A 24,896-nucleotide genomic window follows, 5' to 3' on the forward strand; every position below is an offset into this window, starting at 1 on the left:
TAGATAGGGATCGAAAAAGGGGATGGAGGTCAGACGGGCGCCGGCAGCTCACCCCGGCGCCGCGCCAGCCAGGCCAGCATGTGCTGGCGCAGCACGCGGTAGAACGCCCAGGCCAGAAAGGCCAGCGCCATCGCGCCAATCACGCGGAACACATCGTTGAAGGCGCGCACCGCCGCCTCACGCCGGATCACTTGCACCAGCTGGGCCTGGCTTTGGGCACCGCGCTGCACCGGGTCGGTGATGGTGCGGCCGAGCGACTGCGACTGCTGGGCCAGGCGCTGCGCAACCAGCGGGTTGGTCACCGGCATATCGGCAGCAATCGCCTGCGTGTAGAGCTGGGCGCGCTGCTGCTGGATGCTGCCCAGCAGCGCGGGGCCGAGCAGACCGCCCAGACTTTGGGTGACCGAGAACAGCACGACAAAGGTGACCATGTGGTCCAGCCCCTTGCCCAGCGCGCGCTGGATGCCGATCATCATCACCGGCCCCATGAACAGCGCCGCCGAGAACGCGATCAGGAACTGGCTGAAGAAAAAGTCATGCGGACGGCTCAGGCTGGTGGAGTGCAGATCCAGCCAGCCGCCCACGCCGATCAGCAGGATCGAGGTCAGGATCTGCGGCAGGATGGCCTGGGGGCTGAAGGTGGCAGCACCCACGATCACGCCCAGCAGCATGCCGACAAAAATGACGCCGTACAGCGCCTGCAGCTGCTCGGGCACCACGCCCATCGCGCGCAGCAGGCCGACCACGCCATAGTTCTGCTCCGAGATCATGAAACGCATCATGATGGCGCCGGCCATGAAGGTCAGCGTCGTGGGGTGCATCAGCCAGCGCAGCTGGATCAGCGGCGTGCGCCGGCTGTATTCCAGCAGGGCGGCCAGCGCAAACAGCACCAGCGACGCGATCAGCGCATAGGCCAGCCAGGGGGCGTTGAACCACCAGGCATTGACGCCCTGGGCCAGCACCGCGCACAGCAGACCCACCGCAGGCGCCACCAGCAGGAAGGTCACAAAATCCAGCGGCTCGAACACATGGATCTGCAGGCCGCGCGGCAGCTTGAGCACCACCACGGCGGCAAAGGCCATCAGCGCCAGACCCGCCTCGAATGCATACAGATGGGGCCAGGGGTTGACGTTGACCAGCGAAGGCGACAGCACCCAGGCCAGCGGCACGGCGATCGAGGACATGTTCATGCCCAGGATGAAGGCCGAGGGCACCTTGGAAGCCGGAAAGCCCTGCATCACATACATGACGGCCAGCGAGGTGGTGGTGGCACCGGCAAAACCAGCGACGGCCCGCACCACGATGGACATGGTGTAGCCTTCGACAAACACGTGCAGCAGCGCCAAGAGCGCATAGATGCCCAGGCCCCATTCGGCAAACACCCGCAGACCCAGCTGCTGGCGGCTTTTGAAGACCAGCAGGTTGGCCGTCACATTGACCATCACATAGGCCGCAGGCAGCCAGGCGGCCTCGACCGCTGTCAGGCCCAGCTGGCCCTGAATCGAGGTGAGGTTGGCCGTGACCAGGCCATTGCCCAGACCCCCAACCAGCCCGACAAACAGACCCACCATGATGTAGGCAATGCGCCGGGGCAGCGTATGCTGCAGCCGCGCGGGCGAGCCCGGCAGCACGGGGCGCTCATGCGTCTCCCAATCCGGGGGTTGCTCGACATAGCGAAAGGCAGGCGCGTTCATACCGTCTCCCTGGCATCCATGCGCAGGCCCTCGGTGATCAGCTGCCAGGCGCGGTCGCTCAGCTGCAGGCGCTCGGCCGGCGTGCGGCCGCGCCGCGCCGCGCTGAACATGCCCACAATCAGCAGCAGATCAGCGCCCTGCAGATCCTCCCGGCAGCGCCCTGCCGCCTTGGCTTGCAGCAGCAAGGGCGTCACCAGCGCCAACAGGCGCGCGCGCAGGTCGACGACCAAGGGGTCATCGAGCGGCAGCGAGCGCCAGTAATCGGTCAGCGGAACGGTCAGCACCGAGTCATGCGCCCAGAGGCGCAGAAACTCGAACAGCGCATCGGCATCACCCGTCTCACTCAAGGCATGGGCCTTGGCGGCCAGCCGCTCCAGGATATGGATCAGCAAGGCCCGCAGCAGCGCCGAGCGGTCCGCAAAATTGCGGTACAGCGTCGTGCGGCTCACCCCGGCGCGCTCGGCCACCACATCCAAAGCCACCGTCACCCCCTGCTCGGTAAACACATGCAGGGCCGCATCGAGCAACTGGCTGCGATGGGCCAGCGCATCACTGCGGGGTTGGCGTTCTTTGGTGGTCATGGGGTGGAGGCAAAAGCATTAAACGTACAAAACTGTACGCTAATTTTTTCAGGCCTGCACAAACCCTGAGAGCATCAGGGTAAACCCGTGGGTGGTTTTATTTATAGATTTGTATTTTTTGGGCTGAACACTAATATCTATGAATGCCTCGCCAAAATTCGCCGCCCTCGGACTACCCGGAAATCGTGCTGCAGCAGATCAAACAGCTGGGCCTGAACATTGCGATTGCACGCAAGCGTCGTGGTGAATCACAGGCGCAATGGGCCATGAGGCTGGGCGTTTCGCAACCCACAATGGCCCGTATCGAGCGTGGGGACCCATCCGTGGCCATGGCGTCCTATGTGATGTGCATCTGGTTGGTCAATCCACGCAGTTCTCTGGCGGAACTGATTGCGCCGCAGCATGACCATGGCGCGCTGGAGAAAGAAATAGCACGCGTCCGGAGCAAGCGCTCACTCGACAAGCAAGCCAACCTCTACAGTGCAAGCGCAAAGGAAGCTCCACCAGACGCGGGACCGCCTGGCCAAGCGGGGTCAGCCATTTCCCCGCTGAAAAAAATGTCATCCACACAGACAGGCCCTGGCTTTTCCAGCATCCACCCGGGTATTGCAGCGCTGCTGAACAAGTCCCACCCAAATGAGCCATGAGTGAACTCGCAGCCAGCATCGGCCGCGACGCGCTCAAACGGCAAAGGAAGGCTTTTCTTTAAAGTCTGCGGGGCGGGCTGAATCCTTCAGCAAAGCCGTCGCAGCGCCAGCTCAGCCCTTGGAAGATCTGCCTATTTTTGAGGCAGATCAGTGCCCATCCACCATCACCGGCACCCGTGGCGCCACCGCGCACATCAGCTCATAGCCCACCGTGCCAGCGGCCTGGGCCACTTCGTCGATGGAGAGCACCGTGCCGTTGGCCGCGCGGCCCCAGAGGGTGACCTCGCTGCCCCAGCCCGCTTGGGGGACGTCCGTGAGGTCGACGGTCAGCATGTCCATGCTGACCCGGCCGATCAGGCGCGAGCGCTGGCCGTCGACCAGCACGGGGGTGCCGTTGCCGCAGTGGCGCGGGTAGCCGTCGGCATAGCCGCAGGCGACGACGCCGATGCGCATGGGCTTGTCGGCGGTGAACGCCGAGCCATAGCCGACGGTGTCGCCGGGCTGCAGCTCCTGCACGCCGATGACCTTGGCCGACAAGCTCATCGTGGGCTGCAGGCCCCAGTCGTCAGCCGTTTGCAGCGGGTAATCGGGCGCGCTGCCGTAGAGCAGGATGCCGCCGCGCACCCAGTCGCCGCGCTCGCTGGCCGACATACCGGGGTTGCGCAGCATCGCGGCGCTGTTGCAGATGCTGCGCTCGCCGGGCAGGTCCAAGGTGGTCTGGTTGAACAGCGCCATGGCCGCGCCAATGCCCTTGGCGGTGTCGGCATCGCTGAAATGGGTGATGAAGGAAATCTCGTCGACCTGGGGCAGCGCATTGAGCCGGGCCCAGGCCGAGCGGTAGCGCTCGGCGGTGAAGCCCAGGCGGTTCATGCCGGAGTTCATCTTCAAAAACACGCGGTGGGGCTGCTGGGTCTTGTGGGCGGCGAGCCAGTCGATCTGCTGGTCGCAATGCACCGTGTGCCAGAGGTTCAGGCGCGAGCACAGCTCCAGGTCACGGGCATCGAAAACGCCTTCGAGCAGCAGGATCGGGCCGCGCCAGCCCAGATCGCGGATGCGCTGGGCCTCGGACGGCTCCAGCAGCGCAAAGCCGTCAGCGGCGCGCATGCCATCAAACACCTGCTCGATGCCATGGCCGTAAGCGTTTGCTTTCACCACGCACCACAGCTTGGCGTCTTGGGCCGCCAGACGGGCACGTGCCAGGTTATGTTGCAAGGCAGCAGTGTGAATGGTGGCTAGAATGGGGCGCGGCATGGCAAATACTCACAACAAGATTATGAAAACCCCTAGTATTCTGGCACCGTGCTTTCGCCCCTGCGTGCTATAACCTCGACTCCCTACACGCAGCTTACAAATTTCTCGCGCCATTAGCATCCCTTATCAGCCTCCCAACGAATGAAGCGCGGTTTCTACACCATCATGTCGGCGCAGTTTTTCAGCTCGCTGGCTGACAACGCCCTGTTTGTCGTTGCCGTCGATCTGTTGATCAGCGCAGGCGCTGCGGAGTGGCAGCGTGCCGCCCTGGTGCCCATGTTCGCGCTGTTCTACGTGATCCTGGCACCGTTTGTGGGCGCCTTTGCCGATGCCTACCCCAAGGGGCAGGTGATGTTCATCAGCAATGCGATCAAGGTGATCGGCTGCCTGCTGATGCTGTTTGGCCACCACCCGCTGCTCGCCTATGCCGTCGTCGGCCTGGGCGCTGCCGCATACTCACCGGCCAAGTACGGCATCCTCACCGAGCTGCTGCCGGCCAGCCAGCTGGTGCGGGCCAATGGCTGGATCGAGGGGCTGACGATCACCTCGATCATCCTGGGCGTGCTGCTGGGCGGCCAGCTGGTGGGCCCACAGGTCTCGGGCTGGCTGCTGTCCTTTGATCTGCCCCTGATCGACACCCCCATCGATACCCCTTCCGAGGCGGCAATCTGCGTGATCGGCCTCTTGTATGCAGGTGCGGCCTGGTTCAACACCCGCATCCCGCGCACCAGCACCCAGCTGGTGCCACTGCGCCAGGACACGAGTCGCAGCATGTTCTCCAACGTGATGGACCTGCTGCCCGACTTCTGGCGCTGCAACAGCCGCCTGTGGCGCGACAAGCTCGGCCAGATCTCGCTGTCGACCACCACCTTGTTCTGGGGCGTGTCGGGCAATCTGCGCTATATCGTGCTGGCCTGGAGTGCGGTGGCACTGGGCTACAGCACCACCAAGGCCTCGGCGCTGGTCGGCGTGGTCGCCATCGGCACGGCAGTTGGCGCCATCCTCGCTTCGATGCGTATGAAGCTCGATGGCGCCACGCGCGTGATCCCGCTGGGCATTGCGATGGGCCTGCTGGTGGTGTGCATGAACTTTATCCATAGCATCTGGCTGGCGGTGCCGTTTCTGGTGGTGCTGGGCGGCCTGGGTGGCTTTTTGGTGGTGCCGATGAACGCCCTGCTGCAGCACCGGGGCCACAACCTGATGGGCTCGGGCCGCTCGATTGCGGTGCAGAACTTCAACGAGCAGGCCTGCATCCTGGGCCTGGGCGTTGTCTACAGCATGTTCACCCGCTTTGGCATGTCGGCCTATGGCGCCATCACCTGCTTTGGCCTGCTGGTGGCCGGCATCATGTGGTGCATCCTGCTGTGGCACCGGCATAATTGCAAGCAGCATCCGCAGGAAGTCCAACGGCTGCTGGACATTGCCCGCCACGACCACCACCACTGAGTGATCCGCCGGTGGGCCTCGCGCCAAGCCCATCCTCCCCTCCTGCATCCCTTAGAAAAATTGAAAGCGGACAGCGCCTGTTGACCCCAGGCGCTGTTTCACATCGCCCCATGCTCACCGCGCTGCCCTTTTTAGCCCTGATGACCAACGCCCTGATCTGGGGCACGATCTGGTGGCCGTTCCGCCAGCTGCAGGCCCTGGGAGTGCACCCAGTGCTGGGCACGGCCCTGGTCTACCTGATCCTGTTTTGCGGGCTGCTGCTGGTCAAACCGGCGGCAGCGGCCATTGCCCGGCGCCACCCGCTGCTGCTGCTGCTGGCCTTTACCTCGGGCAGCACCAATGTGCTGTTCAACTGGGCGGCCACCACCGGCGATGTGGTGCGCGTGGTGCTGCTGTTTTATCTGATGCCCGCCTGGTCGGTGCTGCTGGCCTGGTACTTTCTGGGTGAAAAGCCCAACAAGTACTCCATCCTGCGCCTGGTGCTGGCCTTCAGCGGCGTGCTGATCGTGATGATTCCGGCCGGCGCCACCTGGCAGAGCCTGACAGCCAACCTTTCGCTGCCCGATGCGTTGGCCATTGTCGGGGGCTTTACCTTTGCTGGCACCAATGTGGTGTTGCGCAGCCAGTACCGCGTGCCGGGTGAGGCGCGCATGCTGGCCATGTTCTTCGGCGGCCTGGTGGCCGCCGGTGCCATGTCGGTGCTGGGCATCTACCTGGGCCGCATGCCGGCCGTGCCCGATATCGCCTGGGGCTGGCCGCTGATGGTGCTGGTCGTCGCTGTGCTGATCATGCTGAGCAACTGGACCTTGCAATACGGCGCCTCGCGCCTGGCCGCCACCACCGCAGCGGTGGTGATGCTGTCCGAGGTGGTCTTTGCCAGCGCCTCCAATGTGCTGATCGAGGGCACAGTGCTCTCGGGCCGCCTGCTGCTGGGCGGCGCGCTGGTGCTGTCGGCCTCGCTGATCGCGGCGCTGGAGTCGCGCCTGCCCTGAGTGGCGCTGAACGAGGGTTAGCGACTAAGATAGCCGCCATGCCCGCAACACCGCACACCATCCAGGACTTTGTTCTCCACGACGCCAGCGCCAAGCCCCTGCCGCTGTCGCGCTATGCCGGCCAGGTGGTGCTGGTGGTCAACACGGCCACCGCCTGCGGCTTTACGCCGCAGCTCCAAGGGCTTGAAGCCTTGCAGCAACAGTATGGCCCCCAGGGCCTGCAGGTGCTGGGCCTGCCCTGCAACCAGTTTGGCGCCCAGGCCCCCGGCAGCAACACCGAGATTGCGCAGTTTTGCGAGCTGAACTACCAGACGAGTTTCCCAAGCCTGGCCAAGGTGGAGGTCAACGGCCCGCACACCGACCCGCTGTTTGTCTGGCTCAAGGCGCAGGCCCCGGGCCTCCTGGGTGGGCGGATTCTGTGGAATTTCACCAAGTTTCTGGTCGGGCGCGATGGCCGCACGGTGCAGCGCTTTGCCCCGATGACCAAGCCGGCCAAGCTGGCAGCCGCTATCGAAAAAGCCCTGGCTGCTTCGTAAACACCGGCCGGCGCTCAGTCCATCAACGCCGTCTCCAGCCCGGCGGCAATGCTGGCCAGGCCCGCAATCACGCAGACCGCACCCCAGAACTTGCGCAGCCAGCGGCGATTGCGCTGGGCTTGGGGGGTATCGGGCTTCATGGCGTACTCCTTGCGCAGATGGTGGTCATCCGCAGGTCTCAGGAACTCAGTGTAAGCAGCGGCGGGTCAGCGAGCAAGCCAGGGGCATAAAAAAAGCTGTCCACGCTCCAGAAGCGTGGGCAGCTTTTTGCTGGGCGAATGCCGGGCTTATTCAGCAGCAGCGCTGTCGTCGGCCTTGGCAGCGGCCGGCTCGGCCGCATCGCCCTCGTCCGCCGCTTCGGGAGCCGCAGGGGCGGCTGCCGGGCGAGCAGCAATCGCCTGGGTCTGGGCGGCGCGGTGCAGGTGGCGCTCCACAGCAGCAGGGTGCATGCCGTACATATCGGCAAACTCGGCCACGCTCTTGCCGCTGGCGGCATGGGCGGTGGCCAGGGCCTCAGCCTTGGCATCGAACTCGGCTACTTCCTGCATGGCGGCAGCCAGCAGTGCCTGGGTCGCTTCATCCTTGACCTGGACCTTGGCCAGGAAGTCGTCGCGGCTCAGGTCGGACGCGATATAGGCCATGCCGATGCGGCGGCGCAGCTTGAGCTGCAGGTCTTCGCCGTCGCGCGGCTTGCGGCGGCGGAAGGACTCCACCAGCGCATGGAACACGTGCTCGGGCGCCATCGCCTCGACGACCTGGCCTTGCAGGTCATGGCGGGGCTGGCCCATGGCCACGGCGTTGAGGTAGCGGGTCGAGCGGGTATGCAGGCCCAGGGCCACCTTCAGCTCATTCTTCTCGAAGGCATCGGGGTGGGCGGCCATCAGGTCCTGGAACACACCGCGCTTGAGCGGCAGCGGCTGGTCGCCAAACAGTGCAGGGTACAGACCGGCGAGCTTTTCCACCACCGGGTGGCGTGGGCGGGCAGGGGCCTTGGGCGCAGCGGGGGCTGCCTGGCCACCGTCACGGCGTGGACCACGGCCGCCGCCAGCGCCCTGGCCTTCGCGGCGTGCGCCATTGCCGGGCTTGTTGCTGCGGCGGGGCGCCTGGCCCGTGCGGGCGGGGCGCTCACTGCGCGCCTGGCGCTGCACCGGCGCGGCATCGGCCTCGACCGGGGCCGCTGGCGCAGCGGCCACTTCCAGCGCATGGCCCTTGGTGGCCGCGCGCAGCGCATCGGCCATGGCCGAGTTCAGCACCGGCGCTTGGCCTGCAGGGCGCTCGCGGCGCTCCTGCTTGGGCTGGCGACGCGTATCACCGCCCGCTGCGGGCGCTGCCGCAGCTGGTGCCGGTGCGGAAGCATCAGAAGAGGTGGGGAGGGTCGGTTCGGTCATAAACAGAGGCTGGCGCAGAAAAAAGTGCAGACCCGCCAAGAGCAGCTGCACCGGTAAAAAGCAAAACGCCCTGGATCACCCAAGGCAAGACTGCAAGTATAACGAATCAAGCCCATCGCCCGGTAAGCAGCTGCACACCGCAGCAGGGCTTTAGAACGGACGCAGACAAGGCCAGTTGCGCGCTTGCATCGCGCAGCCAGGCCACCCAGCAGCCCCGGCTTTGTCCTTTGTCAATAAGTGCCCGGATACTCGCCCCCGTCGATCAGCCAGCTCTGCCCGGTCACATAGCCGGTGTGCTGCGATGCCAGGTAGGCGATCAGCGCGCCGACTTCTTCGGGCTGGCCAAAGCGGCCTGCGGGGTTGGCGGCCTCGCGGCTTTGACGCACCTGGGCCGGCGAGCGGCCGCTTTGCTGGGCGAGCTTGTGGATGTGGCGAGCCTGGGCATCGGTGTCGAACGCGCCGGGCAGCACATTGTTGATGGTGACGTTGTGGCGCACCGTCTGGCGCGCCAGGCCCGCGACAAAGCCGACCAGGCCCGAACGCGCGCCGTTGGACAGGCCCAGCTCGGCATGCGCCGCCTTGACGCTGCGCGAGACGATATTGATGATGCGCCCATAGCCGCGCTGCTGCATGCCATCGACCACGCGGCGCATCATGTCGATGGGGCCGACCATCATCATGTCCAGCGCCTCGTGCCAGGTCTCATCGCTCCAGTCACGGAAGTCACCGGGCGGGTAGCCGTCCGAGTTGTTGACCAGAATGTCCGGCTGCGGGCAGGCAGCCAATGCCGCTTCGCGGCCCGCCTTCTTGGTGATGTCAGCCACCACATAGCGCACGGGGCGGCCGCACTCGGCCGACAAGGCCTGCGCCGCAGCCTGCAAGCTGCTTTCGGTGCGCGCGGCGATCACCACGTCCACCCCTTCCAGCGCCAGCTGGCGCGCGGCGGCATAGCCCATGCCCTTGCTGCCGCCCCAGACCAGCGCGGCCTTGCCCGTTAATCCCAGATCCATGGTGTGGTTCCTCAGCTTTGTTCGCTCAACTCGGCCACGGCGGCCGCTTCGTTCTGGAAGATGAAGCTGTCGCTGTAGATCTTGTCCAGCGCCGCGCCCGACAGCGCCATCAGCGCTTTCGCATCGGCAATCATAGAGGGCGATCCGCACAGGTAGATCGAATGCTCGGACAGGTCCTCGAAGTCCTCGGCAATGGCGTCCTGCACATAGCCACGCCGGCCGGTCCAGCGATCGGACGGGCGCGAGAGCACCGGCACAAAAGTGAACTCATAGAGCTGCCCGGCCCAGGCCGCGATCTCATCGAGCAAATACAGATCGGCCTCACTGCGCATGCCCCAGTAGAAGTGGATCGGCGGGCAGTCGGCATCGCCCAGCAGCGATTCAAGAATCGCCTTGATCGGCGCAAAACCGGTGCCGGTGGCGGCAAACACCATCGGCTGGTAGTCCTGCGCGCGGTAGTAAAAGCTGCCGTGGGGCAGTTCCACCTCCAGCACATCGCCCACTGCCATCGTCGCCAGCAGGCCATCGGTAAAGCGCCCGCCGGCAATCCTGCGGATCTGCAGGCTGACGCGCCGGCCCTGCGGCGGCGTGGCCATCGAGAAGCTGCGGTACGCGCCACCGGGCAGGCAGATGTTCAGGTACTGGCCGGGCACATAGCGCAGGCCATGGTCCTCGGGCAGGTCGAGCGCCAGGTGGTAGATATCGGGCGTGTGCATGCGCAGCTCGGCCACGGTGGCCTGCACGCGGGTGGGCGCGGAGCTGTCCGGCCCGGTCGCGATGCTGATGACCAGATCGGACTGCGCCCGGACCTGGCAGGCCAGCGCATAGCCCTGGGCGTGCTCCTCTTCACCCATGGCCAGCGGCAGCTCGCCGTCGGCATAAGCAAACTCGCCCTCTTCGACCTTCATGCGGCAGCTGCCACAGCCGCCAAAGGTGCAGTCATGGGGCAGCGCCACGCCCTGGCGCGTGGCGGCGTCAAGCACCGATTCATCGGCACCCACGTCAAACGATTGCTGCGTCTGCAGCCACTGTACGCGGTAGTTCATCGCAGACCTCAGCTCGGTTGTGCCTGGCGCTTATTTCTTAATGTCGGCCTGCACCAGCACATCGGCGGTGGCGCCCAGGTGGTCTTTCAGCGCCTGCAAGGCAGCCACGCCACAGGCGGTGTCCTGCTCGCCATTGCCGCCCGACAGGCCCACGCCGCCAATCACCTCGCCGTTGACGACGATGGGGTAGCCGCCAACGAAGACCGCAAACTTGCCCTCAAAGCTCCACTGGATGCCAAAGGCCTCGTTGCCCGGCAACGCCGGCCCGTTGGGCAAGGTGTTGAACAGGTGCGTGGAGCGCTTGTGTCCTGCCGCCGTGAAGGCCTTGTTCCAGGCGATCTGCGGGCCGGTGACGCGGGCGCCATCCATGCGCTCGAGCACCAGCGGAAAGCCGCCTTCGTCGGTGATGCAGACCGTCTCGGTCACGCCAATTTCCTTGGCCTTGGCCAGCGCGGCCAGGGACATCACACGGGCTTCTGCCAGTTCCAGTTTCAGTGCGCTTTTCATCGTGTTTCCTCTTGCAGTCAGGGGTTCAGATACCGCGGTAGACGGTCTTGATCTGGGTAAAAAATTCCAGGCCGGCGCGGCCGGACTCGCGGAAGGTGGAGGTGCTGGAGTTCTTCAGCCCGCCAAAGGGCGCATTGACCAGGTTGCCGGTGGTCGTGCGGTTGATCTTGACGGTGCCCGCCTGGATCTCGTTGGTGAACACATGCATGTAGCGCGGGTTCATCGTGACGATGCTGGCCGACAGGCCGTACTGCGAGTCGTTGGCCTGGCGCAGCGCGTCGTCAAAGTCGGCGACTTCGATGATCGCCAGCACCGGGCCGAAGATCTCCTCCTGCGCAATGCGCATGCTGTTCTTCACATCGGTGAACACTGCGGGCGACAGGTAGTAGCCATGGTCGAACTCGCCGCCGGTGAGCCGCTCGCCGCCGCAGAGCCAGCGGGCCTCGCTCTTGCCGATGTCGATGTAGCGCTGCACGGTCTGCAGCTGCTTTTCCGTCGCCAAGGGGCCCAGGTCCATGCCCGGCGCCATGCCGTTGCCGATCTTGAGCTGGGACACGCGCGTGAGCAGCTTGTCGGTAAAGGCCGCCTTGACGCTGGGCACCACCAGGATGCGGCTGGTGCCGGTGCAGGCCTGGCCGGTGAGCGAGAAGCCGCCCTTGATCGCCAGGTCCACCGCCAGGTTGAGGTCGGCGTCCTCCATCACGATCAGTGGGTTCTTGCCGCCCAGCTCCATCTGCAAGCGGGTGGACAGGTGCACGGTGCGGTGGATCTGGGTGCCGGCCGTCGTCGAGCCGGTGAACGAGATCGCGCGGATGGCCTGCGAATTGGTGATCACCGGCCCCACCTCGCCAGCGCGGCCGGTGACGCAGTTGACCACGCCTGGCGGTACACCCGCCTGCTCCAGCGCCTCAACCAGGCGCAGACCCGAGAGCGGTGCATCCGACGAGGGCTTGAACACCACCGTGTTGCCGGTGATCAGCGCCGGCGCCAGCTTGCGCGCCGGGATGGACGCGGGGAAGTTCCAGGGCGAGATCACCGTCACCACGCCCAGCGGCTCGCGGTGGCTGAACACATGCATGTTGGCATCGTCCTGCGGGTAGGTCTCGCCGCCCAGGGTCTGGCCTTCGGTGGCATAAAAACGAAAGGTTTGTGCGCTGCGCAGAAACTCGTCGCGCGCCTGGCTCAGCTGCTTGCCCTCCTCGCGCGTCAGTTCCTGGGCAAACTGCTCCACGTTCTGCTCCAGGTAGCTGGCCGCATCGTTGAGGATCTTGGCGCGCTTGCCAATGGCCAGCTTGCGCCAGCCGTCAAAGGCCTTTTGCGCGGCCTGCACCGCCGCCTCGGCGTCAGCCGGGCCCGAGGCCTGAAAACGCCCCACCACATCGCGGGTATCGGCGGGGTTGAGGTTGTCAAAGGTGCTGCCCAGCAGGCAGGGCACCCAGGCGCCGTCGATATAGTTCAGAAACGTTTGCACGGTGTCGGCCATGGTCGGGAGGTCTTGGAGAGGTGAGGGGTCGGTCACAGCGGCGGCCGCCAGGGGCGCGCCGCTGCGCGGGGCAAGGGGGTGCCGCCAGGCTCAGGCGGCCAGCAGCTCTTCCTGCGAGATCTGCAGGTCCTTGGCGACATAGTCGTGGTAGAGCGCCGTCGTGTAGAGCAGGCGCATCTGGGCGCCGATCTCGCAGATGCGCAGGCATTTGGCTTGCAGCTCGGGCGTGTTGGCGTGCTCGAGCACGATCTGGTAGCCGCGCTCGCCATGGATTTCGTCAGAGACGATGTGCAGGTCAAAGAACTCGACCTCTTCATCGGTAAAGCCGTACTTGTCACGCAAGGTGGGCGTCTGCTTGCGGTAGATCGACGGCACCTGCGACTCCAGGCCCACGACCAGGCCGGCCACCGCGACCACCGGGTCTTCGCGCATCGCAATCGCATAGCACCAGGACTGCAGGCCGCGTGTGGTGGGCGACATATTGTTGGGGTCCACCACGCGCTCGCGCGTCGTGCCGCAGGCTTCGGCAAAGCGGATCAGCAGATCGGTGTGGCGGTCGCCACCAATCTCCTCCTCATACATATTGGCCAGCAGAAAGTCCTTGGCCTCTGTCATATGGTCTGGCGTGCGGGCATACAGATAGCCCAGGTAGTCGGCAAACGGGCCTACATAGTGGTAGTGGTTCTCGGCCCAGCGCGCCAGGTGCTCACGGCTCAGGCGGCCTGTGGCCCAGGCCACGCTGAAAGGGGCCTTGTTGGCGCTCTTGCCCTTGATGGCATTTTCAAGCGCAGCGCGGAATTCGTCGCGGTTCATCAATGTGCTGGTCATGGCGGGTTCCTCTGAAATGTTGGGGTCGTCGCCCAAGTCAAACCGATCCAAGCGACGAAGTTAGAATACTGTATACAGAAAACATGGTCAATGTTTTTACACCCATCAACCCTCAGTACTTACCCCCATCCGCTGCAAAGTTCAGAGGCCAGCACTGTCACCTCATAGTTATAAGCCTTTGATACTCATTCATTTACGAGTGCTGCAGCCAGTACCAAATTCCCCCTGCATCACGTTATCCCTAATACATCAACAAAAACCGTTTGTATACAGTATACGTAATTGCAATGCGGAGAAGCCCATGCCCCAGATCACCTTTCACAAGAACGGCCAGACCTTCCAAGGCGAGGTCAAGACCGGCGCCAACCTGGTGGTGCGCGCGGGGATCAAGCAGTTCCCCTATCCCCACCTGGCCTACCAATGCGGCATGGGCAAGTGCGCCACCTGCGCCTGCAAGGTGCTGGCGGGGGCTGAGCACCTGCCGGCGCCGAACTGGAAAGAAAAGAAGCAGCTGGGCGCGCACCTGGACCAGGGCTTTCGCCTGGTCTGCCAGCTCTGGCCTGAGCAGGACCTGGAGCTGGAACAAGTGCCGCTGCCGGCCACCAACGCCGGCGCCGCCAGCGCCACCCAGCCCGCAGGCACAGCGCCCGCCACCCCTGCAGCCTGAGGAGCGTCCATGTTTGTGATCTTGACCAGCAAGCCCGGCCAGTACCGCACGCAGGCCAATGCCGACATCAGCCTGCTCGAAGCCTGGGACTACCACTTTTGCGGCCGCCTGCTGGCCCACTTTGCCGTGGGCGAGTTGCTGCGCGAGACCAAGGTCCAGGTGATCGAGGATGGCCCCGGCGGCACCACCAACCAGGTGCCATCCAAGTTTCTGGAGCGCTTTGACTCGCTGGAGCAAGCGCGTAGCGAGCTGCAGCACCTGTGCCAGTTCGGCGCGCTCGATGCCACCCTGACCCCGGCACCCCTCACCGCCCCGCCAGCCACCCCATCCGCTGCCTGATTGCCCCGTATGCCCACCATCACCTTTGTCAGCAACGACAACAAGACCGTCGAAGCCCCGGAAAACAGCAACCTGCTGCGCGTGTCGCTGCGCGAGAAAGGCGGCATCCCCTTCAAATGCGGCGGGGGCCTGTGCGGCACCTGCAAATGCCGCATCGAGGAAGGACTGGCCCACACCGATGCCATCAAGGCCAAGGAGCGCAAGCATTTCAGCGACGAAGAGTTTGCCGCCGGCCACCGCCTGGCCTGCCAGACCTTTGTCAACGGCGACATCAAGGTCAGCTGGGTGCGACCCGCATGAGTGCCTGGACGGCGATGGCCGAGCAGCTCTCCTGGGGCCGCTACCTGGCCATGGGCCTGATGGTGCTCGCGGGCGCTGCGATGCAGGGCGTGGGCGGCCTGGGCTATGCGATGTTCTGCGCGCCGCTGGCGGCGATCTTTTTCCCCGAGCTGGTGCCCGGCCCCCTGCTGGCCGTGGGCGCGCCGCTGGCCTTGCTGGCCTATCTGCGCGAGCGCGAGGCACTCAACCGCCAGGTCGCTGCCGCCACCTTGGTGGGCCGCGTCATCGGCACCTTTGCGGCTACCGGCCTGCTGGTGCTGTTCAGCACCCATGCGCTGTCCATTCTGTTTGCGGTGCTGATCCTGGCAGCCGTCTGCCTCAGCACCATGGGCTGGCGCGTGCAGCCCAGCACCACCAACCTGTCGATTGCCGGTGTGGCCAGCGGCATCATGGGCACGATCACCGCCGCCGGCGGCCCGCCGTTTGCGATTGCGATGCAGCACCTGGCACCGGCGACGATGCGCTCGACGCTGGGCGTGGTCTTTTTTGCCGGCACCATCGTCTCGCTCAGCGCGCTGGCCTGGGTCGGCCGCATGGGCAGTGACCAGTGGCTGCTCAGCCTCGTGCTGCTGCCCTGGATGCTGGGCGGTTTTCTCGCCTCCAACCGCCTGGCCCGCCATATCTCCAAGGCCACCATCCGCCGCTGGCTGCTGGGCACCGCCGCCGTCAGCGCCTGCATCATCCTGCTGCGCGTCTGGCTCTGAGCGCATTCCCCCACCAACCCATCACCCCACACACACCATGCTGCACATCACCGATGCCATGGTGGACACCCTGGTGTCCACCGACCAAGCCCTGCAGGCCATGCACCGCGCCTTTGCCGCCTTTGGGGCGGGCGAGGCAGCGATGCAAGCGCGCGAGCGCACCGATGCCGGGGGCGTCAAGCTGTCCACGCTGGGGGCCGTCATCCCCGCGCAAGGGGTGACCGGCGCCAAGGTCTACACCACCATTGCCGGCCAGTTCAACTTTGTCATCCTGCTGTTTTCCACCGAGACTGGCGCGCCACTGGCCACCTTGGATGCCAATGCGATCACGCGCCTGCGCACCGCCGCCACCACGGTGCTGGTGGCCCAGCACCTGGCGCCCGCCAACGCGCGCCATCTGTTTTTGTGCGGCGCTGGCGTGCAGGGCCTCGCCCATGCGCAGCAGATGGTGCAGCACTTCGGGCTGCAGCGCATCGATGTGTTTGACCCCTATGCGCCCAGCGGCCTGGAAGCACGCCTGGCGCAGCTCACCGGTTTGCCCGAGGCGCAGATCCGCCGCGTGGCGCACACCCAGGGCGTGGGCGAGGCCGACATCATCGTCACCGCCTCACGCGCCAAAGAGCCGCTGTTCAACGGCGCGCATGTCGCCCCCCATGCGCTGGTCGCCGCCATTGGCTCCAGCCTGCCCCACACCCGCGAGCTCGACGATGCCTTGCTGGCGCGCGCGCAGCTGATTGCGGTGGAATGGAAAAAGCAGGCAACGAGCGAAGCAGGCGACCTGGTGCTGGCCGACCCGGGTCTGTCGCTCGCAGACAAACTGGTGGAGCTGGGTGATATCGTCAGCGGCCGCCATGCCGTCAGCGCGCAGCCGGGCCTCCGGCTGTACAAGGCCGTGGGCGTGGGTTTGGAAGATATTGCGCTGGCTGGCGTGGCCTACCAGAACTACCTGGCCAGCCAATCGTAAACGGGAAACTCAGGGCTCGATGCCGGCCGCGTTGTAGATATGGCGCGCGGCCAGCAGGCCGGCCAGCTCGGGGTCGCCCTTGATCACGGCGCGCAGGATGGCGGCATGCTCTTCCCAGTTCTGCGGCGCACGCGCCTGGCTGCGCGGCGCAAACAGCACCTCGGTGCGGTCGCGCAAGGACAGCATCACCTCTTGCAGCACCGAGTTGGCGGCAATCTTGCCCAGCGCCAGGTGGAACTTCTGGTTCAGCACGGCCAGCACATCGCCATCGCCGGAATGGGCGTTCTTGGTGCCTTCGGCCAGCAAGGCCTCCAGCGCGGCAATCTGCTCGGGGTCATGGCGCTTGGCAGCCAGGCGTGCGTTGAGCGCCTCCAGGGTGGCGCGCACTTCGACCAGCTCGCGCAGCAGATCGCCATGGAACTTGGCAACCGAGGCACCGCGCCGGGGCTCGATGATCACCAGGCCGCTGGCCGCCAGCTGGCGCAAGGCCTCACGCACGGGCATGCGCGAGACGGAAAACTCCTCGGACAGACGCTCTTCCACCAGCCGCTCGCCCGAGGCCAGCTCGCCCGACATGATCTTCTCGCGCAAGGCCTCCACCAGCTGCTGGGTCAGCGGCGAGTGGTTGAGTCCAGGTTTTTTGTCTCCGTTGGCAATGGGCATGAAAGTCGGTCCGTTGGGTACGTTGCAAGCCCCAGGGCCAGCGCATTGGCTGCAACGCGCCGCTCAGGGTCGCGCCCAGTTTACATGCCCAGCCAGGGTTTGCAGCGTCTTTGCCTTGCCTTGTATACAGAAATCTGCGCTCAGCGCCGGGCGCGGCGGATCTCGGCCAATGAGCGCGTATCTTGCAGTGCCTGGGCCCACAGACGCCCCGGCTCCAGCTCGGCCAGGCGCTTGGCCTGCCAGCGCACAAAGGCGTTTTCCACCGCCGACAACCAGCCCAGTGATGCCGGCAGCAAGGCTTGGCGGGGCTCACGCAGTACCAGCAGATCGTCTTGCTGGGCAACCACAGAGGGGGAAGCAATGTTCTTCATGGAATAGCTCCTGGATAACCTAGTAATAACCCTAGTGTATCCAGTGTACAAATCCATGTCCTTGATCTGGGTCCATAACCCTGCACTATCCAAGCCTTTGATCCGTCTCGCAAATCCCCTAAAAAACGAAACTCTGACACCGCCATAGCGCCAGGCATGCAAAAGCCTTCATCGCACAAATGTGCCCTGACATTTCCATTTTTGTATACGAAAACAGCTTTTTTTCACATTTAACCCGGGTTCATCGCATGTTGCAATGCAATATTTCTGGTATTCCCTGATGATTTTTCGCATCATTGTATTTAGTATACAAATTGGCTGTTTAAACATACCAAGGAGTAGCCGCGATGGATCCGTCAGTCTCTATAGGCCCTGCGCACTGGGCCTACCTCGCCGGGGTGCTGGTCATCATTGTGACCATGGCCTTCCGTGCCAATGTGGTGGTGCCATCGATACTGGCCACCGTCGTCGTCGCCTTCGCCTGGAGCGGCAGCTTCATCACCGGGATTGGAAGCATATTTGGTGCCAGCATGGTGGCGGCCAAGGAGCTGTTCAACATCTTTCTGATCATTGCGCTGATGACAGCCTTGCTCAACGCGCTCAAGGACCTGGGCTCGGACATCCGCATGGTCAAGCCCTTCCGTGCGGTGATGAAAAATGGACACATCGCCTATTTCATCCTGGCGCTGGTCACCTACCTGATCTCGCTGTTCTTCTGGCCCACCCCTGCGGTACCCCTGGTCGCGGCCGTGCTGCTGCCGGCAGCGATTGCAGCGGGCCTGCCGCCCATCGCAGGGGCGATGGCCATTGCGATTGCCGGCCAGGGCATGGCGCTGTCGTCGGACTATGTGATTGGCGTGGCGCCAGGGATCAGCGCCAAGGCTGCTGGCGGCATCAGTGCGGTGGCGGTGGGCGACAAGGCCTTGCTGCTGTCCTGGGTGGTGGGCATGATTGCGCTGTTCCTGTCGTACTTCAAGGTGCGCAAGCTCATCGTGCCCAGCGACAACGCGCTGCTGGAGCGCTGGGAGCTCAACCCCGCCGGCATCGACGCGCAGATGGAAGGGGCAGGGCCCTACGACAAGGCCGAGATCGCCAAGGGCACCGCCCACGACGGCGACCTGGGCACCAACTCGGAGCTGGAAGCCGAGCTGCGCAAGACCCAGCCGCTGGCCTCGGCCTCCAAGCTGTTTGCCGTTGTCACGCCGCTGGCATTCTTGCTGGTGATTTTGGTGATGGTCGCGCCCAAGTTCACCAGCGCGGTGCCCGAGCTCAAGGGTGGCGATGCGGCCATGCTGATCGGCGGCGTCGCTGCGCTGCTGATGATCTGGGCCACCACCGCCGCCCGGGGCTTTCGCAAGATGCTCGACGGCGCAGCTGACCACATCACCGATGGCTTTGTGTTTGCGTTCAAGGCCATGGGCTCGGTGCTGCCGATTGCCGGCTTCTTCTTCATCGGCTCGGGCGAGACGGCTGGTGCCATCCTGGGCATTGCACCGGGCACCACGCCGCCGAGCCTGCTGTTCGAGCTGGTGCAAGCCGGCCAGCACCTGATCCCGGACAGCCAGCTGCTGGTCTCGCTGGGGGTCCTCATCATGGGCATGATCACCGGCATCGACGGCTCGGGCTTCTCCGGCCTGCCGCTGACCGGCACCATCGCCGGCGCACTGGGCCCGGCCTCGGGCATGGATGTGTCGGCCCTGGCCGCGCTGGGCCAGATGGGCGCGGTCTGGACGGGTGGCGGCACCTTGATCGCCTGGTCCTCGCTGATTGCGGTGGCAGGCTTTGCCCGCGTGAATGTGCTGGAGCTGGCCCGGGCGCTGCTGATACCGGTGGTGCTGGGCTTGCTGGCCGCAGTCTTCACCGCCGTGGCGCTCTGGGGCGGCTGAGATGGCACAGCTGCACCACCAAGGCGCGCCCGGCGTGCTGGGCCGGGGCGCGATGCTGGCCACCGGCCACCCGCTGGCCGCAGCGGCCGCGCAGGCCCAGCTGCAGCAAGGCGGCTCAGCGGTCGATGCCGCGATTGCCGCCGATGCGGTGCTGGGCGTTGTCGAGCCCATGGCCACCGGCGTGGGCGGCGACCTGCTGGCGATGCTGGTGCCGTCCGGCCAGGCGCCGCTGGCTTATAACGGCACCGGGCGTGCGCCCCAAGCTTTGACGGCGGCCCTGGTCGAGGCCCTGCCCCAGTGCCGCATCCCCGAGCGCCATCCGCTGTCCGTCACCACGCCCGGCGTGGTGCAAGGCTGGTGGGATCTGCACCAGCGCTTTGGCAAACGCCCCTGGGAGCAGCTGTTCGATGCCGCCGTGCAGGCCGCCAGCCAGGGCTTTGCGGTGGCCCCCGTTGCTGCCCGTGAATGGGCGCTGTTCCAGCCGGTGATTGCCCGCGATGCCGCCAGCGCCGCCCTCTACCGCGCCGATGCCCCGCCCCGCGCTGGCGAGCGCTTTGACAACCCGGCGCTGGCCCGCTTGCTGCAAGCAGTCGCTGCGCAGGGGCCGCAGGCCTTTTATGCGGGTGCCATCCCCACCGCTTGCGCCGCTGCGGTGCAGGCAGCGGGCGGCGTGTTGGCCGCTGCGGATTTCAGCGCCCACCAGGGCAACTTCTGCACCCCAGTGAGCACCTCGTTTCGCGGCGCCACCATCTACGAATGCCCACCCAATACCCACGGTGTGGCGGTGCTGCATGCGCTGGCTGCCATGCAGGACCAGGCCATCGACATGGCCAGCGCTGCCACCCAGGTCGCGCTGGTGCAGGCGATGGAGGCAGCGATGGCCCATGCCCAGCAGACCGTGGCCGACCCGGCCGGTAACACCGTCTGCACCACCGTGGTCGATGGCGATGGCCTGGCCATCAGCCTGATGAGCAGCGTGTTCAAGCGCTTTGGCTCGGGCATTGGTGTGGCCGAAGGCGGCTTTGTGCTGCAGAACCGGGGCCATGGCTTTTCGCAACCCGGCCATATCAATGGGCCGGCGCCCGGCAAGCGCCCCTACCACACGGTGGTGCCGGGAGCTGCCACACGCAATGGCCAATTCCTCGGCGTGTTTGGCGTGGTGGGCGGCGCCATGCAACCCCAAGGCCAGGTGCAGCTGCTGTGCCGCCTGCTGGCGGGCGGCGAGGCACCGCAGCCCGCGTTGAACCAGCCGCGCTGGCGCCTGGAAGGCGGCCGGGTGTTGGCGGTGGAGGCGGGCATGCCGCCCGCGATCACCGCCGCGCTGCGGGCCCAGGGCTACCGCGAGCCCAGCGGCGAAGGCGAGCTGGGCGGGCGCAGCGACTTTGGCGGCGCGCAGTGCATCTGGCGCCTGGCTGATGGACAGCTGTGCGGCGCCTCCGACCAACGCAAGGACGGCCTGGCGCTGGCCGTCTAAGCGCTACCAGCCGCCATCCATCAGCGCTGGGGCTTTTGCGGCGCCAGCGCCTCGTCCACCACCTCGATCCAGTGGCGCACCGGCACATCGGTGCCCGACTGCAGGTGCGAGATGCAGCCGATGTTGGCCGACAGAATCGCGGCGGGCGGCGCATCGCTGCAGGCCTGGTTCAAGGTGCCGATCTTGCGGTCGCGCAGCTGGTGCGCAATCTCGGGCTGCAGCAGCGAATAGGTGCCGGCCGAGCCGCAGCACAGGTGCGATTCCACCCGCGAGACGCGGATGTCAAAGCCCAGGCGACGCAGGCTCGTCTCCACCCCGCCGCGCAGCTTTTGGCCATGCTGCAAGGTGCAGGGCGGGTGGTAGGCCAGGGGGGCTTCAGGCAAGTTCAGCTGGCCCTGCAGGCGCTGCTCCAGCTCGGGCAGCATGTCGGGCAGCAGCTCGCAAAGGTCACGCGCCAATGCGCTAATGGCAGCGGCGCGCGCGGCATAGGCCGGGTCATGGCGCAGCAGGTGGCCGTAGTCCTTGACCATCACGCCACAGCCAGAAGCCGTTGTCACAATGGCCTCGACCTGCTGGCTCTCCACATGGGGCCACCAGGCATCGATATTGGCGCGTGCCTGCGCCAGCGCGCCCTGCGGGTCGCTCAGATGTTGCTGCACCGCGCCGCAGCAGGCGGCGGCTGGGGTAATCAAGGTCTGGATGCCCACGGCATCGAGCACCCGGGCAGCGGCGGCATTGATATTGGGCAGCATCACCGGCTGCACGCAACCGGCCAGCATCAGCACCTTGCGCGCATGCGTGCGCGTGGGCCACTTGCCAGCACGCGGCACGCGCGCCAGCTTGGCCTTGAGCGCAGCAGGCAGCACCGGGCGGGCCAGCCGCCCCAGCGCCAGCGCCGGTCCAAAGGCCTTGGAGACCATGCCCTTGCGCAGCGCCCAGCGCTGCAGGCGCTCGGCCGTCGGACGCTCGACCTTCTGGTCGACGATATGGCGGCCGATATCGAGCAGCTTGCCGTATTGCACGCCGCTGGGGCAGGTCGATTCGCAATTGCGGCAGGTCAGGCAGCGGTCCAGGTGGGTCTGGGTCTTGCGTGTGGGCTCCTGGCCCTCGAGCACCTGCTTGATCAGGTAGATACGGCCGCGCGGGCCATCGAGCTCATCGCCCAGCAGTTGGTAGGTGGGGCAGGTCGCGGTGCAAAAGCCGCAATGCACGCACTTGCGCAAAATGGCCTCGGCCTCCTGGCCTTCGGGGGTGTCTTTGAATTCGGGGGCTAATTGGGTTTGCATGGTGCAGGGGTGCCTCGATTAGCGGAGATGCGCTTAGCTCAACGCCCAGTCGCCCAGGCGGCCGGGGTTGAAAATGCCATGGGGGTCAAACGCATGCTTGAGCCGCTGCTGCACCTGGCGCAGTGCGGGCGAGGCAGGCGTCAAACCAAAATCATCGGATGCGACCAGGCCCACCTGCGGGCCGGGCCTGAAGCACACGGCGCTGCCGCCCACACTGGTGGCCAGCGCCTGCAAGGCCTGGGCATGCTGCATGGGGGCTTGCACCCAGCGCAGCGCGCCGCCCCATTCCATCAGCGGCTGCAGGCCTTCTTCGGTGCAGGGCAACACCGGCGTCGTGGCCGGCAGCGACAGGCGCCACAGCGCGTGGCTCGGGTCCATGGCACTGAACCAGGGCAGCTGCTGCTCACGGCAGGCCAGCCAGGCGGCATCGGCCTGGCCGTGGTCCAGCATGGTGCCGCCCATGCCATCCAGGGCCGACTGCACAGCGGCCACTGCGCCGCGCAGCCGCACCAGCAGATGGCCTTGCTCACCGTCGCCCGATTGCTGCCACAGGCTGGCATTGATGGGCAGCGGCTTGGCGCGCCAGGCCGAGAGCTTGTCGAGTGCCTGCTGCGCCGTGCATTCGTAGTACAGGGTCGCTTGGGCGCGCTGCATCGGCAGCACCTTGAGGCTGATGTCGGTGAGCAGGCCCAGGGTGCCCCAGGCACCGGCCATCAGCCGCGACACGTCATAGCCCGCGACGTTCTTCATCACCTGGCCGCCAAAGCGCAGCAGCTCACCCTGGCCGTTGATCAACTCCAGGCCCAGGATGTAGTCACGCACCGCGCCCACCGCCGCCCGCGAGGGGCCCGACAGGCCGGCCGCCACCATGCCGCCGACGGTGGCCTCCGGGCCAAAATGTGGCGGGTCAAAGGCCAGGCATTGGCCGCATTCGGCCAGACTCGCCTCCAGCGCCGCCAGCGCTGTGCCGGCCCGCACGGTCACGACCAACTCACTGGGCTCGTAGCTCACGATGCCGCTGTAGCTGCGGGTGTCGAACACCTCGCCGCCCAGGCGCGCACCATAAAAATCCTTGCTGCCACCGCCCCGGATGCGCAGCGGCGTCTTGTGGGCATGCGCCGATCGAACGCGCTCCTGCCAGTCGAGCACGGTGGGGGAAAGAGAGGCAGCCACAGCTTGGTCCATGGCCCCATGGTAGCGGCAGTTACGCCAGGCGTGCGGCGCTCAAGTTAGATGGGGGACTTTGAAGCACTTCTCAGAACCCATGCCCGATTTCCCGCCAAGGCTGGGTCGGCAGGCCGGCCACACCGACACGCATCGCAAACACGCAGCCCGACAGCGGCAGCTGGGCCAGCTCGTCGCGGCTGCGGCCGTGGCGGGCGGAGGTGACGTACAAGGTGCGGCCATCGCTGCCACCAAAGCAGGGCATCGTGGGGCACAGTGCCGGCGTGTAGTGGCTGGCGAGGATGCGGCCTTGCGGGGAGATCTGCAGCACGCGCCCGCCCTCGTACATCGCGCACCAGTAGTTGCCTTCAACGTCCACAGCGGCACCATCGGGCCGGCCGCCATAGCCGGGCTCGCCCGGGGTCCAGCCCTCGGGCTTGGCATCAAAGCGCATGAAGACTTCGCCCTCGCCTTGTGGGTAGCCGCTCACGTCGCAGGCGAATTTCTTGATCGTGTGGCTGGGGGTATCAGCCCAGTACATGGTGCGCCGGTCGGGCGACCAGGCCAGGCCATTGGCGTTGGAGACGCCATCTTGCACCTTGCGCACCGTCGTGGTGCCCGTCAGCCCATCGATGCAGTAGAGCGCGGCCACCGGTTGGCGCGGGCCGCTGGCGGGCTCGTGGATGGTGCCGACCCAGAAGCGGCCCTGCGCATCGCAGCGGCCATCGTTGCCGCGCTCGGTGGCCGGGTCGATCGGCAGGCGGGCGATGTCGTGCAGGGTACCGCCCCAGTGGGTGGCGCGGCAGATGCGGTCGCGCAGCACGACGATCCAGCCGTCCAGCGCGCCGCCGCTGCGGGCCGGCGCAATGCAGCCGGGCTCGGCGGGCATGTCCCAGCGGTCCATATAGCCCGATCCGGGCATCGTGCGCCACAGCTGTTTGCCAGCGACATCGACGCCATAGAGAACACCACCGCTGGCTTGCCAGAAAGGGGACTCCCCCAACGCAAAGGGCTGGCTGACCACGGTATGCCAGATCATGGCGTTCCTTTAGAAATGAATTGCATGGAAAACCCTAAGCATTATCTGTGCCACCTGGCTTGCAGCGAGGCTGGCTTATGGAATATAGGACAGCGGCAAGGCGGTGGTGAACTTCAGCTCTTCCATCGCAAAGCTCGACGACACATCGAGCAGCTGGGTATCGGCGATCAGGCGCTTGTAGACCTTGTCGTAGGCGGCGATATCGGGCACCACCACGCGCAGCAGGTAGTCCACCTCGCCGCTCATGCGGTAGAACTCGACCACCTCGGCAATGGCCGCCACTGCCGCACGAAAGCGCTCAAACCACTCCTGGCTGTGCGTGCTGGTGCGCACCGCCACAAACACCGTCACGCCCACATTGACCTTGTCGCGGTCCACCAGCGCCACCTGGCGCTTGATGACCCCGGCCTCCTTGAGCCGCTGGATACGGCGCCAGCAGGGCGTGGCCGACAGCCCGACCTGGGCCGCCAGATCGGCCACCTGGGTCTCCGCGTCGGCCTGCAGCAACTCCAGCAGTTTGCGGTCAATAGAATCCAATTTCATTTTTTTCCTATTTTCTGGAATAGAACTCCAATATTGTGCAGTAGCTGG

At 65.7% G+C, this 24,896-nt stretch carries 27 protein-coding genes; 11 read left to right on the forward strand and 16 right to left on the reverse strand.

The features are described 5' to 3' along the window. Positions 1–29 precede the first annotated feature (29 nt). Together N4T19_RS15405 and N4T19_RS15410 are read right to left on the reverse strand one after the other, a co-directional pair. Positions 30–1,694: an MFS transporter gene (locus N4T19_RS15405; protein ID WP_182344107.1), complete on the reverse strand. Its 1,665-nt coding sequence runs from the start codon at positions 1,692–1,694 to the stop codon at positions 30–32. After that, the gene (locus N4T19_RS15410) at positions 1,691–2,275 is read right to left on the reverse strand and encodes a TetR/AcrR family transcriptional regulator (protein ID WP_116926729.1); all 585 of its coding nucleotides are present in this window, start codon (positions 2,273–2,275) and stop codon (positions 1,691–1,693) included. The genes N4T19_RS15405 and N4T19_RS15410 overlap by 4 nt, the downstream gene beginning before the upstream one ends. Before the next feature lie 143 nt (positions 2,276–2,418). On the opposite strand from N4T19_RS15410, the gene N4T19_RS15415 reads away from it, so the two are divergent. Further along, positions 2,419–2,922, forward strand: a complete 504-nt coding sequence (locus tag N4T19_RS15415) for a helix-turn-helix transcriptional regulator (protein WP_182344111.1) — start codon at positions 2,419–2,421, stop codon at positions 2,920–2,922. 147 nt (positions 2,923–3,069) lie between these two features. On the opposite strand, the gene alr is transcribed toward N4T19_RS15415, so the two are convergent. Then, positions 3,070–4,173, reverse strand: coding sequence for an alanine racemase (gene alr, locus N4T19_RS15420; RefSeq protein ID WP_260718467.1), 1,104 nt, complete (start codon positions 4,171–4,173; stop codon positions 3,070–3,072). Between the two features lie 141 nt (positions 4,174–4,314). On the opposite strand from alr, the gene lplT reads away from it, so the two are divergent. The 3 genes from lplT to N4T19_RS15435 all read left to right on the forward strand — a co-directional run bounded on the left by lplT (position 4,315) and on the right by N4T19_RS15435 (position 7,147). Beyond that, positions 4,315–5,619 carry a lysophospholipid transporter LplT gene (gene lplT, locus N4T19_RS15425; protein WP_021027614.1) on the forward strand — a complete coding sequence of 435 codons (1,305 nt, stop codon included), beginning with the start codon at positions 4,315–4,317 and terminating at the stop codon, positions 5,617–5,619. A gap of 110 nt (positions 5,620–5,729) precedes the next feature. After that, positions 5,730–6,611: a DMT family transporter gene (locus N4T19_RS15430; RefSeq protein ID WP_021027615.1), complete on the forward strand. Its 882-nt coding sequence runs from the start codon at positions 5,730–5,732 to the stop codon at positions 6,609–6,611. A gap of 38 nt (positions 6,612–6,649) precedes the next feature. Continuing rightward, positions 6,650–7,147 carry a glutathione peroxidase gene (locus tag N4T19_RS15435; RefSeq protein WP_182344117.1) on the forward strand — a complete coding sequence of 166 codons (498 nt, stop codon included), beginning with the start codon at positions 6,650–6,652 and terminating at the stop codon, positions 7,145–7,147. Positions 7,148–7,161: 14 nt separating this feature from the next. On the opposite strand, the gene N4T19_RS15440 is transcribed toward N4T19_RS15435, so the two are convergent. The 7 genes from N4T19_RS15440 to N4T19_RS15470 all read right to left on the reverse strand — a co-directional run bounded on the left by N4T19_RS15440 (position 7,162) and on the right by N4T19_RS15470 (position 13,409). Beyond that, positions 7,162–7,287 (reverse strand): hypothetical protein, encoded by a 126-nt coding sequence (locus N4T19_RS15440; protein ID WP_260718468.1) that lies wholly within the window; start codon positions 7,285–7,287, stop codon positions 7,162–7,164. A 147-nt stretch (positions 7,288–7,434) separates the two neighbouring features. After that, positions 7,435–8,535 (reverse strand): ProQ/FINO family protein, encoded by a 1,101-nt coding sequence (locus N4T19_RS15445; protein WP_260718469.1) that lies wholly within the window; start codon positions 8,533–8,535, stop codon positions 7,435–7,437. A 230-nt stretch (positions 8,536–8,765) separates the two neighbouring features. Beyond that, complete coding sequence (locus tag N4T19_RS15450) at positions 8,766–9,545, reverse strand: SDR family oxidoreductase (RefSeq protein ID WP_260718470.1); 780 nt, start codon at positions 9,543–9,545, stop codon at positions 8,766–8,768. Between the two features lie 11 nt (positions 9,546–9,556). Continuing rightward, positions 9,557–10,591, reverse strand: coding sequence for a 2Fe-2S iron-sulfur cluster-binding protein (locus tag N4T19_RS15455; protein ID WP_260718471.1), 1,035 nt, complete (start codon positions 10,589–10,591; stop codon positions 9,557–9,559). 30 nt (positions 10,592–10,621) lie between these two features. Then, positions 10,622–11,098 (reverse strand): GlcG/HbpS family heme-binding protein, encoded by a 477-nt coding sequence (locus tag N4T19_RS15460; protein WP_116927572.1) that lies wholly within the window; start codon positions 11,096–11,098, stop codon positions 10,622–10,624. A 25-nt stretch (positions 11,099–11,123) separates the two neighbouring features. Continuing rightward, complete coding sequence (locus N4T19_RS15465; RefSeq protein ID WP_116927573.1) at positions 11,124–12,581, reverse strand: aldehyde dehydrogenase family protein; 1,458 nt, start codon at positions 12,579–12,581, stop codon at positions 11,124–11,126. Positions 12,582–12,671: 90 nt separating this feature from the next. After that, positions 12,672–13,409, reverse strand: a complete 738-nt coding sequence (locus tag N4T19_RS15470; RefSeq protein WP_116927629.1) for a TenA family transcriptional regulator — start codon at positions 13,407–13,409, stop codon at positions 12,672–12,674. 301 nt (positions 13,410–13,710) lie between these two features. Here N4T19_RS15470 and N4T19_RS15475 point away from each other — a divergent pair, with 301 nt between their 5' ends. The 5 genes from N4T19_RS15475 to N4T19_RS15495 are packed head-to-tail and all read left to right on the forward strand — an operon-like array spanning position 13,711 to position 16,422. After that, positions 13,711–14,076, forward strand: coding sequence for a 2Fe-2S iron-sulfur cluster-binding protein (locus tag N4T19_RS15475; protein WP_182344122.1), 366 nt, complete (start codon positions 13,711–13,713; stop codon positions 14,074–14,076). 9 nt (positions 14,077–14,085) lie between these two features. After that, entirely contained in the window at positions 14,086–14,415 is a 330-nt protein-coding gene (locus tag N4T19_RS15480) for a ferredoxin (RefSeq protein WP_116927575.1), read from the forward strand. A gap of 9 nt (positions 14,416–14,424) precedes the next feature. Continuing rightward, positions 14,425–14,715, forward strand: coding sequence for a 2Fe-2S iron-sulfur cluster-binding protein (locus tag N4T19_RS15485; RefSeq protein WP_116927576.1), 291 nt, complete (start codon positions 14,425–14,427; stop codon positions 14,713–14,715). Continuing rightward, on the forward strand, positions 14,712–15,458 hold the full coding sequence (locus N4T19_RS15490) for a sulfite exporter TauE/SafE family protein (RefSeq protein ID WP_260718472.1): 747 nt from the start codon (positions 14,712–14,714) through the stop codon (positions 15,456–15,458). The genes N4T19_RS15485 and N4T19_RS15490 overlap by 4 nt, the downstream gene beginning before the upstream one ends. A 37-nt stretch (positions 15,459–15,495) precedes the next feature. Beyond that, entirely contained in the window at positions 15,496–16,422 is a 927-nt protein-coding gene (locus N4T19_RS15495; RefSeq protein WP_260718473.1) for an ornithine cyclodeaminase family protein, read from the forward strand. A 9-nt stretch (positions 16,423–16,431) separates the two neighbouring features. Here N4T19_RS15495 and N4T19_RS15500 read toward each other — a convergent pair whose 3' ends face one another. Both N4T19_RS15500 and N4T19_RS15505 read right to left on the reverse strand, forming a co-directional pair. Next, positions 16,432–17,085 (reverse strand): GntR family transcriptional regulator, encoded by a 654-nt coding sequence (locus tag N4T19_RS15500; RefSeq protein WP_021024713.1) that lies wholly within the window; start codon positions 17,083–17,085, stop codon positions 16,432–16,434. 140 nt (positions 17,086–17,225) lie between these two features. Continuing rightward, entirely contained in the window at positions 17,226–17,456 is a 231-nt protein-coding gene (locus N4T19_RS15505) for a hypothetical protein (RefSeq protein ID WP_116927578.1), read from the reverse strand. A 347-nt stretch (positions 17,457–17,803) separates the two neighbouring features. On the opposite strand from N4T19_RS15505, the gene N4T19_RS15510 reads away from it, so the two are divergent. After that, positions 17,804–19,342 (forward strand): hypothetical protein, encoded by a 1,539-nt coding sequence (locus N4T19_RS15510; RefSeq protein WP_260718474.1) that lies wholly within the window; start codon positions 17,804–17,806, stop codon positions 19,340–19,342. A gap of 1 nt (position 19,343) precedes the next feature. Next, positions 19,344–20,816 (forward strand): gamma-glutamyltransferase family protein, encoded by a 1,473-nt coding sequence (locus N4T19_RS15515; protein ID WP_260718475.1) that lies wholly within the window; start codon positions 19,344–19,346, stop codon positions 20,814–20,816. Positions 20,817–20,836: 20 nt separating this feature from the next. On the opposite strand, the gene glcF is transcribed toward N4T19_RS15515, so the two are convergent. The 4 genes from glcF to N4T19_RS15535 all read right to left on the reverse strand — a co-directional run bounded on the left by glcF (position 20,837) and on the right by N4T19_RS15535 (position 24,842). Next, entirely contained in the window at positions 20,837–22,102 is a 1,266-nt protein-coding gene (gene glcF / locus N4T19_RS15520; protein WP_116927581.1) for a glycolate oxidase subunit GlcF, read from the reverse strand. 33 nt (positions 22,103–22,135) lie between these two features. Further along, positions 22,136–23,287: a glycolate oxidase subunit GlcE gene (glcE, locus tag N4T19_RS15525; RefSeq protein WP_116927582.1), complete on the reverse strand. Its 1,152-nt coding sequence runs from the start codon at positions 23,285–23,287 to the stop codon at positions 22,136–22,138. A gap of 70 nt (positions 23,288–23,357) precedes the next feature. Continuing rightward, the gene (locus N4T19_RS15530; protein WP_021028891.1) at positions 23,358–24,305 is read right to left on the reverse strand and encodes an SMP-30/gluconolactonase/LRE family protein; all 948 of its coding nucleotides are present in this window, start codon (positions 24,303–24,305) and stop codon (positions 23,358–23,360) included. Positions 24,306–24,380: 75 nt separating this feature from the next. Further along, entirely contained in the window at positions 24,381–24,842 is a 462-nt protein-coding gene (locus tag N4T19_RS15535; protein ID WP_027011371.1) for an Lrp/AsnC family transcriptional regulator, read from the reverse strand. Positions 24,843–24,896: the final 54 nt, after the last annotated feature.

The organism is Comamonas squillarum, from assembly GCF_025309455.1.
GTDB classification, from domain to species: Bacteria; Pseudomonadota; Gammaproteobacteria; order Burkholderiales; family Burkholderiaceae_C; genus Comamonas; species Comamonas squillarum.

Coding starts and splice junctions, on each gene's coding strand:
- N4T19_RS15530 (WP_021028891.1), bottom strand. CDS start 24,305: ATGATCTGGCATACCGTGGTCAGCCAGCCCTTTGCGTTGGGGGAGTCC.
- N4T19_RS15410 (WP_116926729.1), bottom strand. CDS start 2,275: ATGACCACCAAAGAACGCCAACCCCGCAGTGATGCGCTGGCCCATCGC.
- N4T19_RS15515 (WP_260718475.1), top strand. CDS start 19,344: ATGGCACAGCTGCACCACCAAGGCGCGCCCGGCGTGCTGGGCCGGGGC.
- N4T19_RS15415 (WP_182344111.1), top strand. CDS start 2,419: ATGCCTCGCCAAAATTCGCCGCCCTCGGACTACCCGGAAATCGTGCTG.
- N4T19_RS15430 (WP_021027615.1), top strand. CDS start 5,730: ATGCTCACCGCGCTGCCCTTTTTAGCCCTGATGACCAACGCCCTGATC.
- N4T19_RS15505 (WP_116927578.1), bottom strand. CDS start 17,456: ATGAAGAACATTGCTTCCCCCTCTGTGGTTGCCCAGCAAGACGATCTG.
- N4T19_RS15465 (WP_116927573.1), bottom strand. CDS start 12,581: ATGGCCGACACCGTGCAAACGTTTCTGAACTATATCGACGGCGCCTGG.
- N4T19_RS15475 (WP_182344122.1), top strand. CDS start 13,711: ATGCCCCAGATCACCTTTCACAAGAACGGCCAGACCTTCCAAGGCGAG.
- N4T19_RS15485 (WP_116927576.1), top strand. CDS start 14,425: ATGCCCACCATCACCTTTGTCAGCAACGACAACAAGACCGTCGAAGCC.
- N4T19_RS15435 (WP_182344117.1), top strand. CDS start 6,650: ATGCCCGCAACACCGCACACCATCCAGGACTTTGTTCTCCACGACGCC.
- N4T19_RS15510 (WP_260718474.1), top strand. CDS start 17,804: ATGGATCCGTCAGTCTCTATAGGCCCTGCGCACTGGGCCTACCTCGCC.
- N4T19_RS15500 (WP_021024713.1), bottom strand. CDS start 17,085: ATGCCCATTGCCAACGGAGACAAAAAACCTGGACTCAACCACTCGCCG.
- N4T19_RS15445 (WP_260718469.1), bottom strand. CDS start 8,535: ATGACCGAACCGACCCTCCCCACCTCTTCTGATGCTTCCGCACCGGCA.
- N4T19_RS15455 (WP_260718471.1), bottom strand. CDS start 10,591: ATGAACTACCGCGTACAGTGGCTGCAGACGCAGCAATCGTTTGACGTG.
- N4T19_RS15495 (WP_260718473.1), top strand. CDS start 15,496: ATGCTGCACATCACCGATGCCATGGTGGACACCCTGGTGTCCACCGAC.
- alr (WP_260718467.1), bottom strand. CDS start 4,173: ATGCCGCGCCCCATTCTAGCCACCATTCACACTGCTGCCTTGCAACAT.
- N4T19_RS15480 (WP_116927575.1), top strand. CDS start 14,086: ATGTTTGTGATCTTGACCAGCAAGCCCGGCCAGTACCGCACGCAGGCC.
- glcE (WP_116927582.1), bottom strand. CDS start 23,287: ATGGACCAAGCTGTGGCTGCCTCTCTTTCCCCCACCGTGCTCGACTGG.
- N4T19_RS15490 (WP_260718472.1), top strand. CDS start 14,712: ATGAGTGCCTGGACGGCGATGGCCGAGCAGCTCTCCTGGGGCCGCTAC.
- N4T19_RS15405 (WP_182344107.1), bottom strand. CDS start 1,694: ATGAACGCGCCTGCCTTTCGCTATGTCGAGCAACCCCCGGATTGGGAG.
- N4T19_RS15460 (WP_116927572.1), bottom strand. CDS start 11,098: ATGAAAAGCGCACTGAAACTGGAACTGGCAGAAGCCCGTGTGATGTCC.
- N4T19_RS15470 (WP_116927629.1), bottom strand. CDS start 13,409: ATGACCAGCACATTGATGAACCGCGACGAATTCCGCGCTGCGCTTGAA.
- lplT (WP_021027614.1), top strand. CDS start 4,315: ATGAAGCGCGGTTTCTACACCATCATGTCGGCGCAGTTTTTCAGCTCG.
- N4T19_RS15450 (WP_260718470.1), bottom strand. CDS start 9,545: ATGGATCTGGGATTAACGGGCAAGGCCGCGCTGGTCTGGGGCGGCAGC.
- glcF (WP_116927581.1), bottom strand. CDS start 22,102: ATGCAAACCCAATTAGCCCCCGAATTCAAAGACACCCCCGAAGGCCAG.
- N4T19_RS15440 (WP_260718468.1), bottom strand. CDS start 7,287: ATGAAGCCCGATACCCCCCAAGCCCAGCGCAATCGCCGCTGGCTGCGC.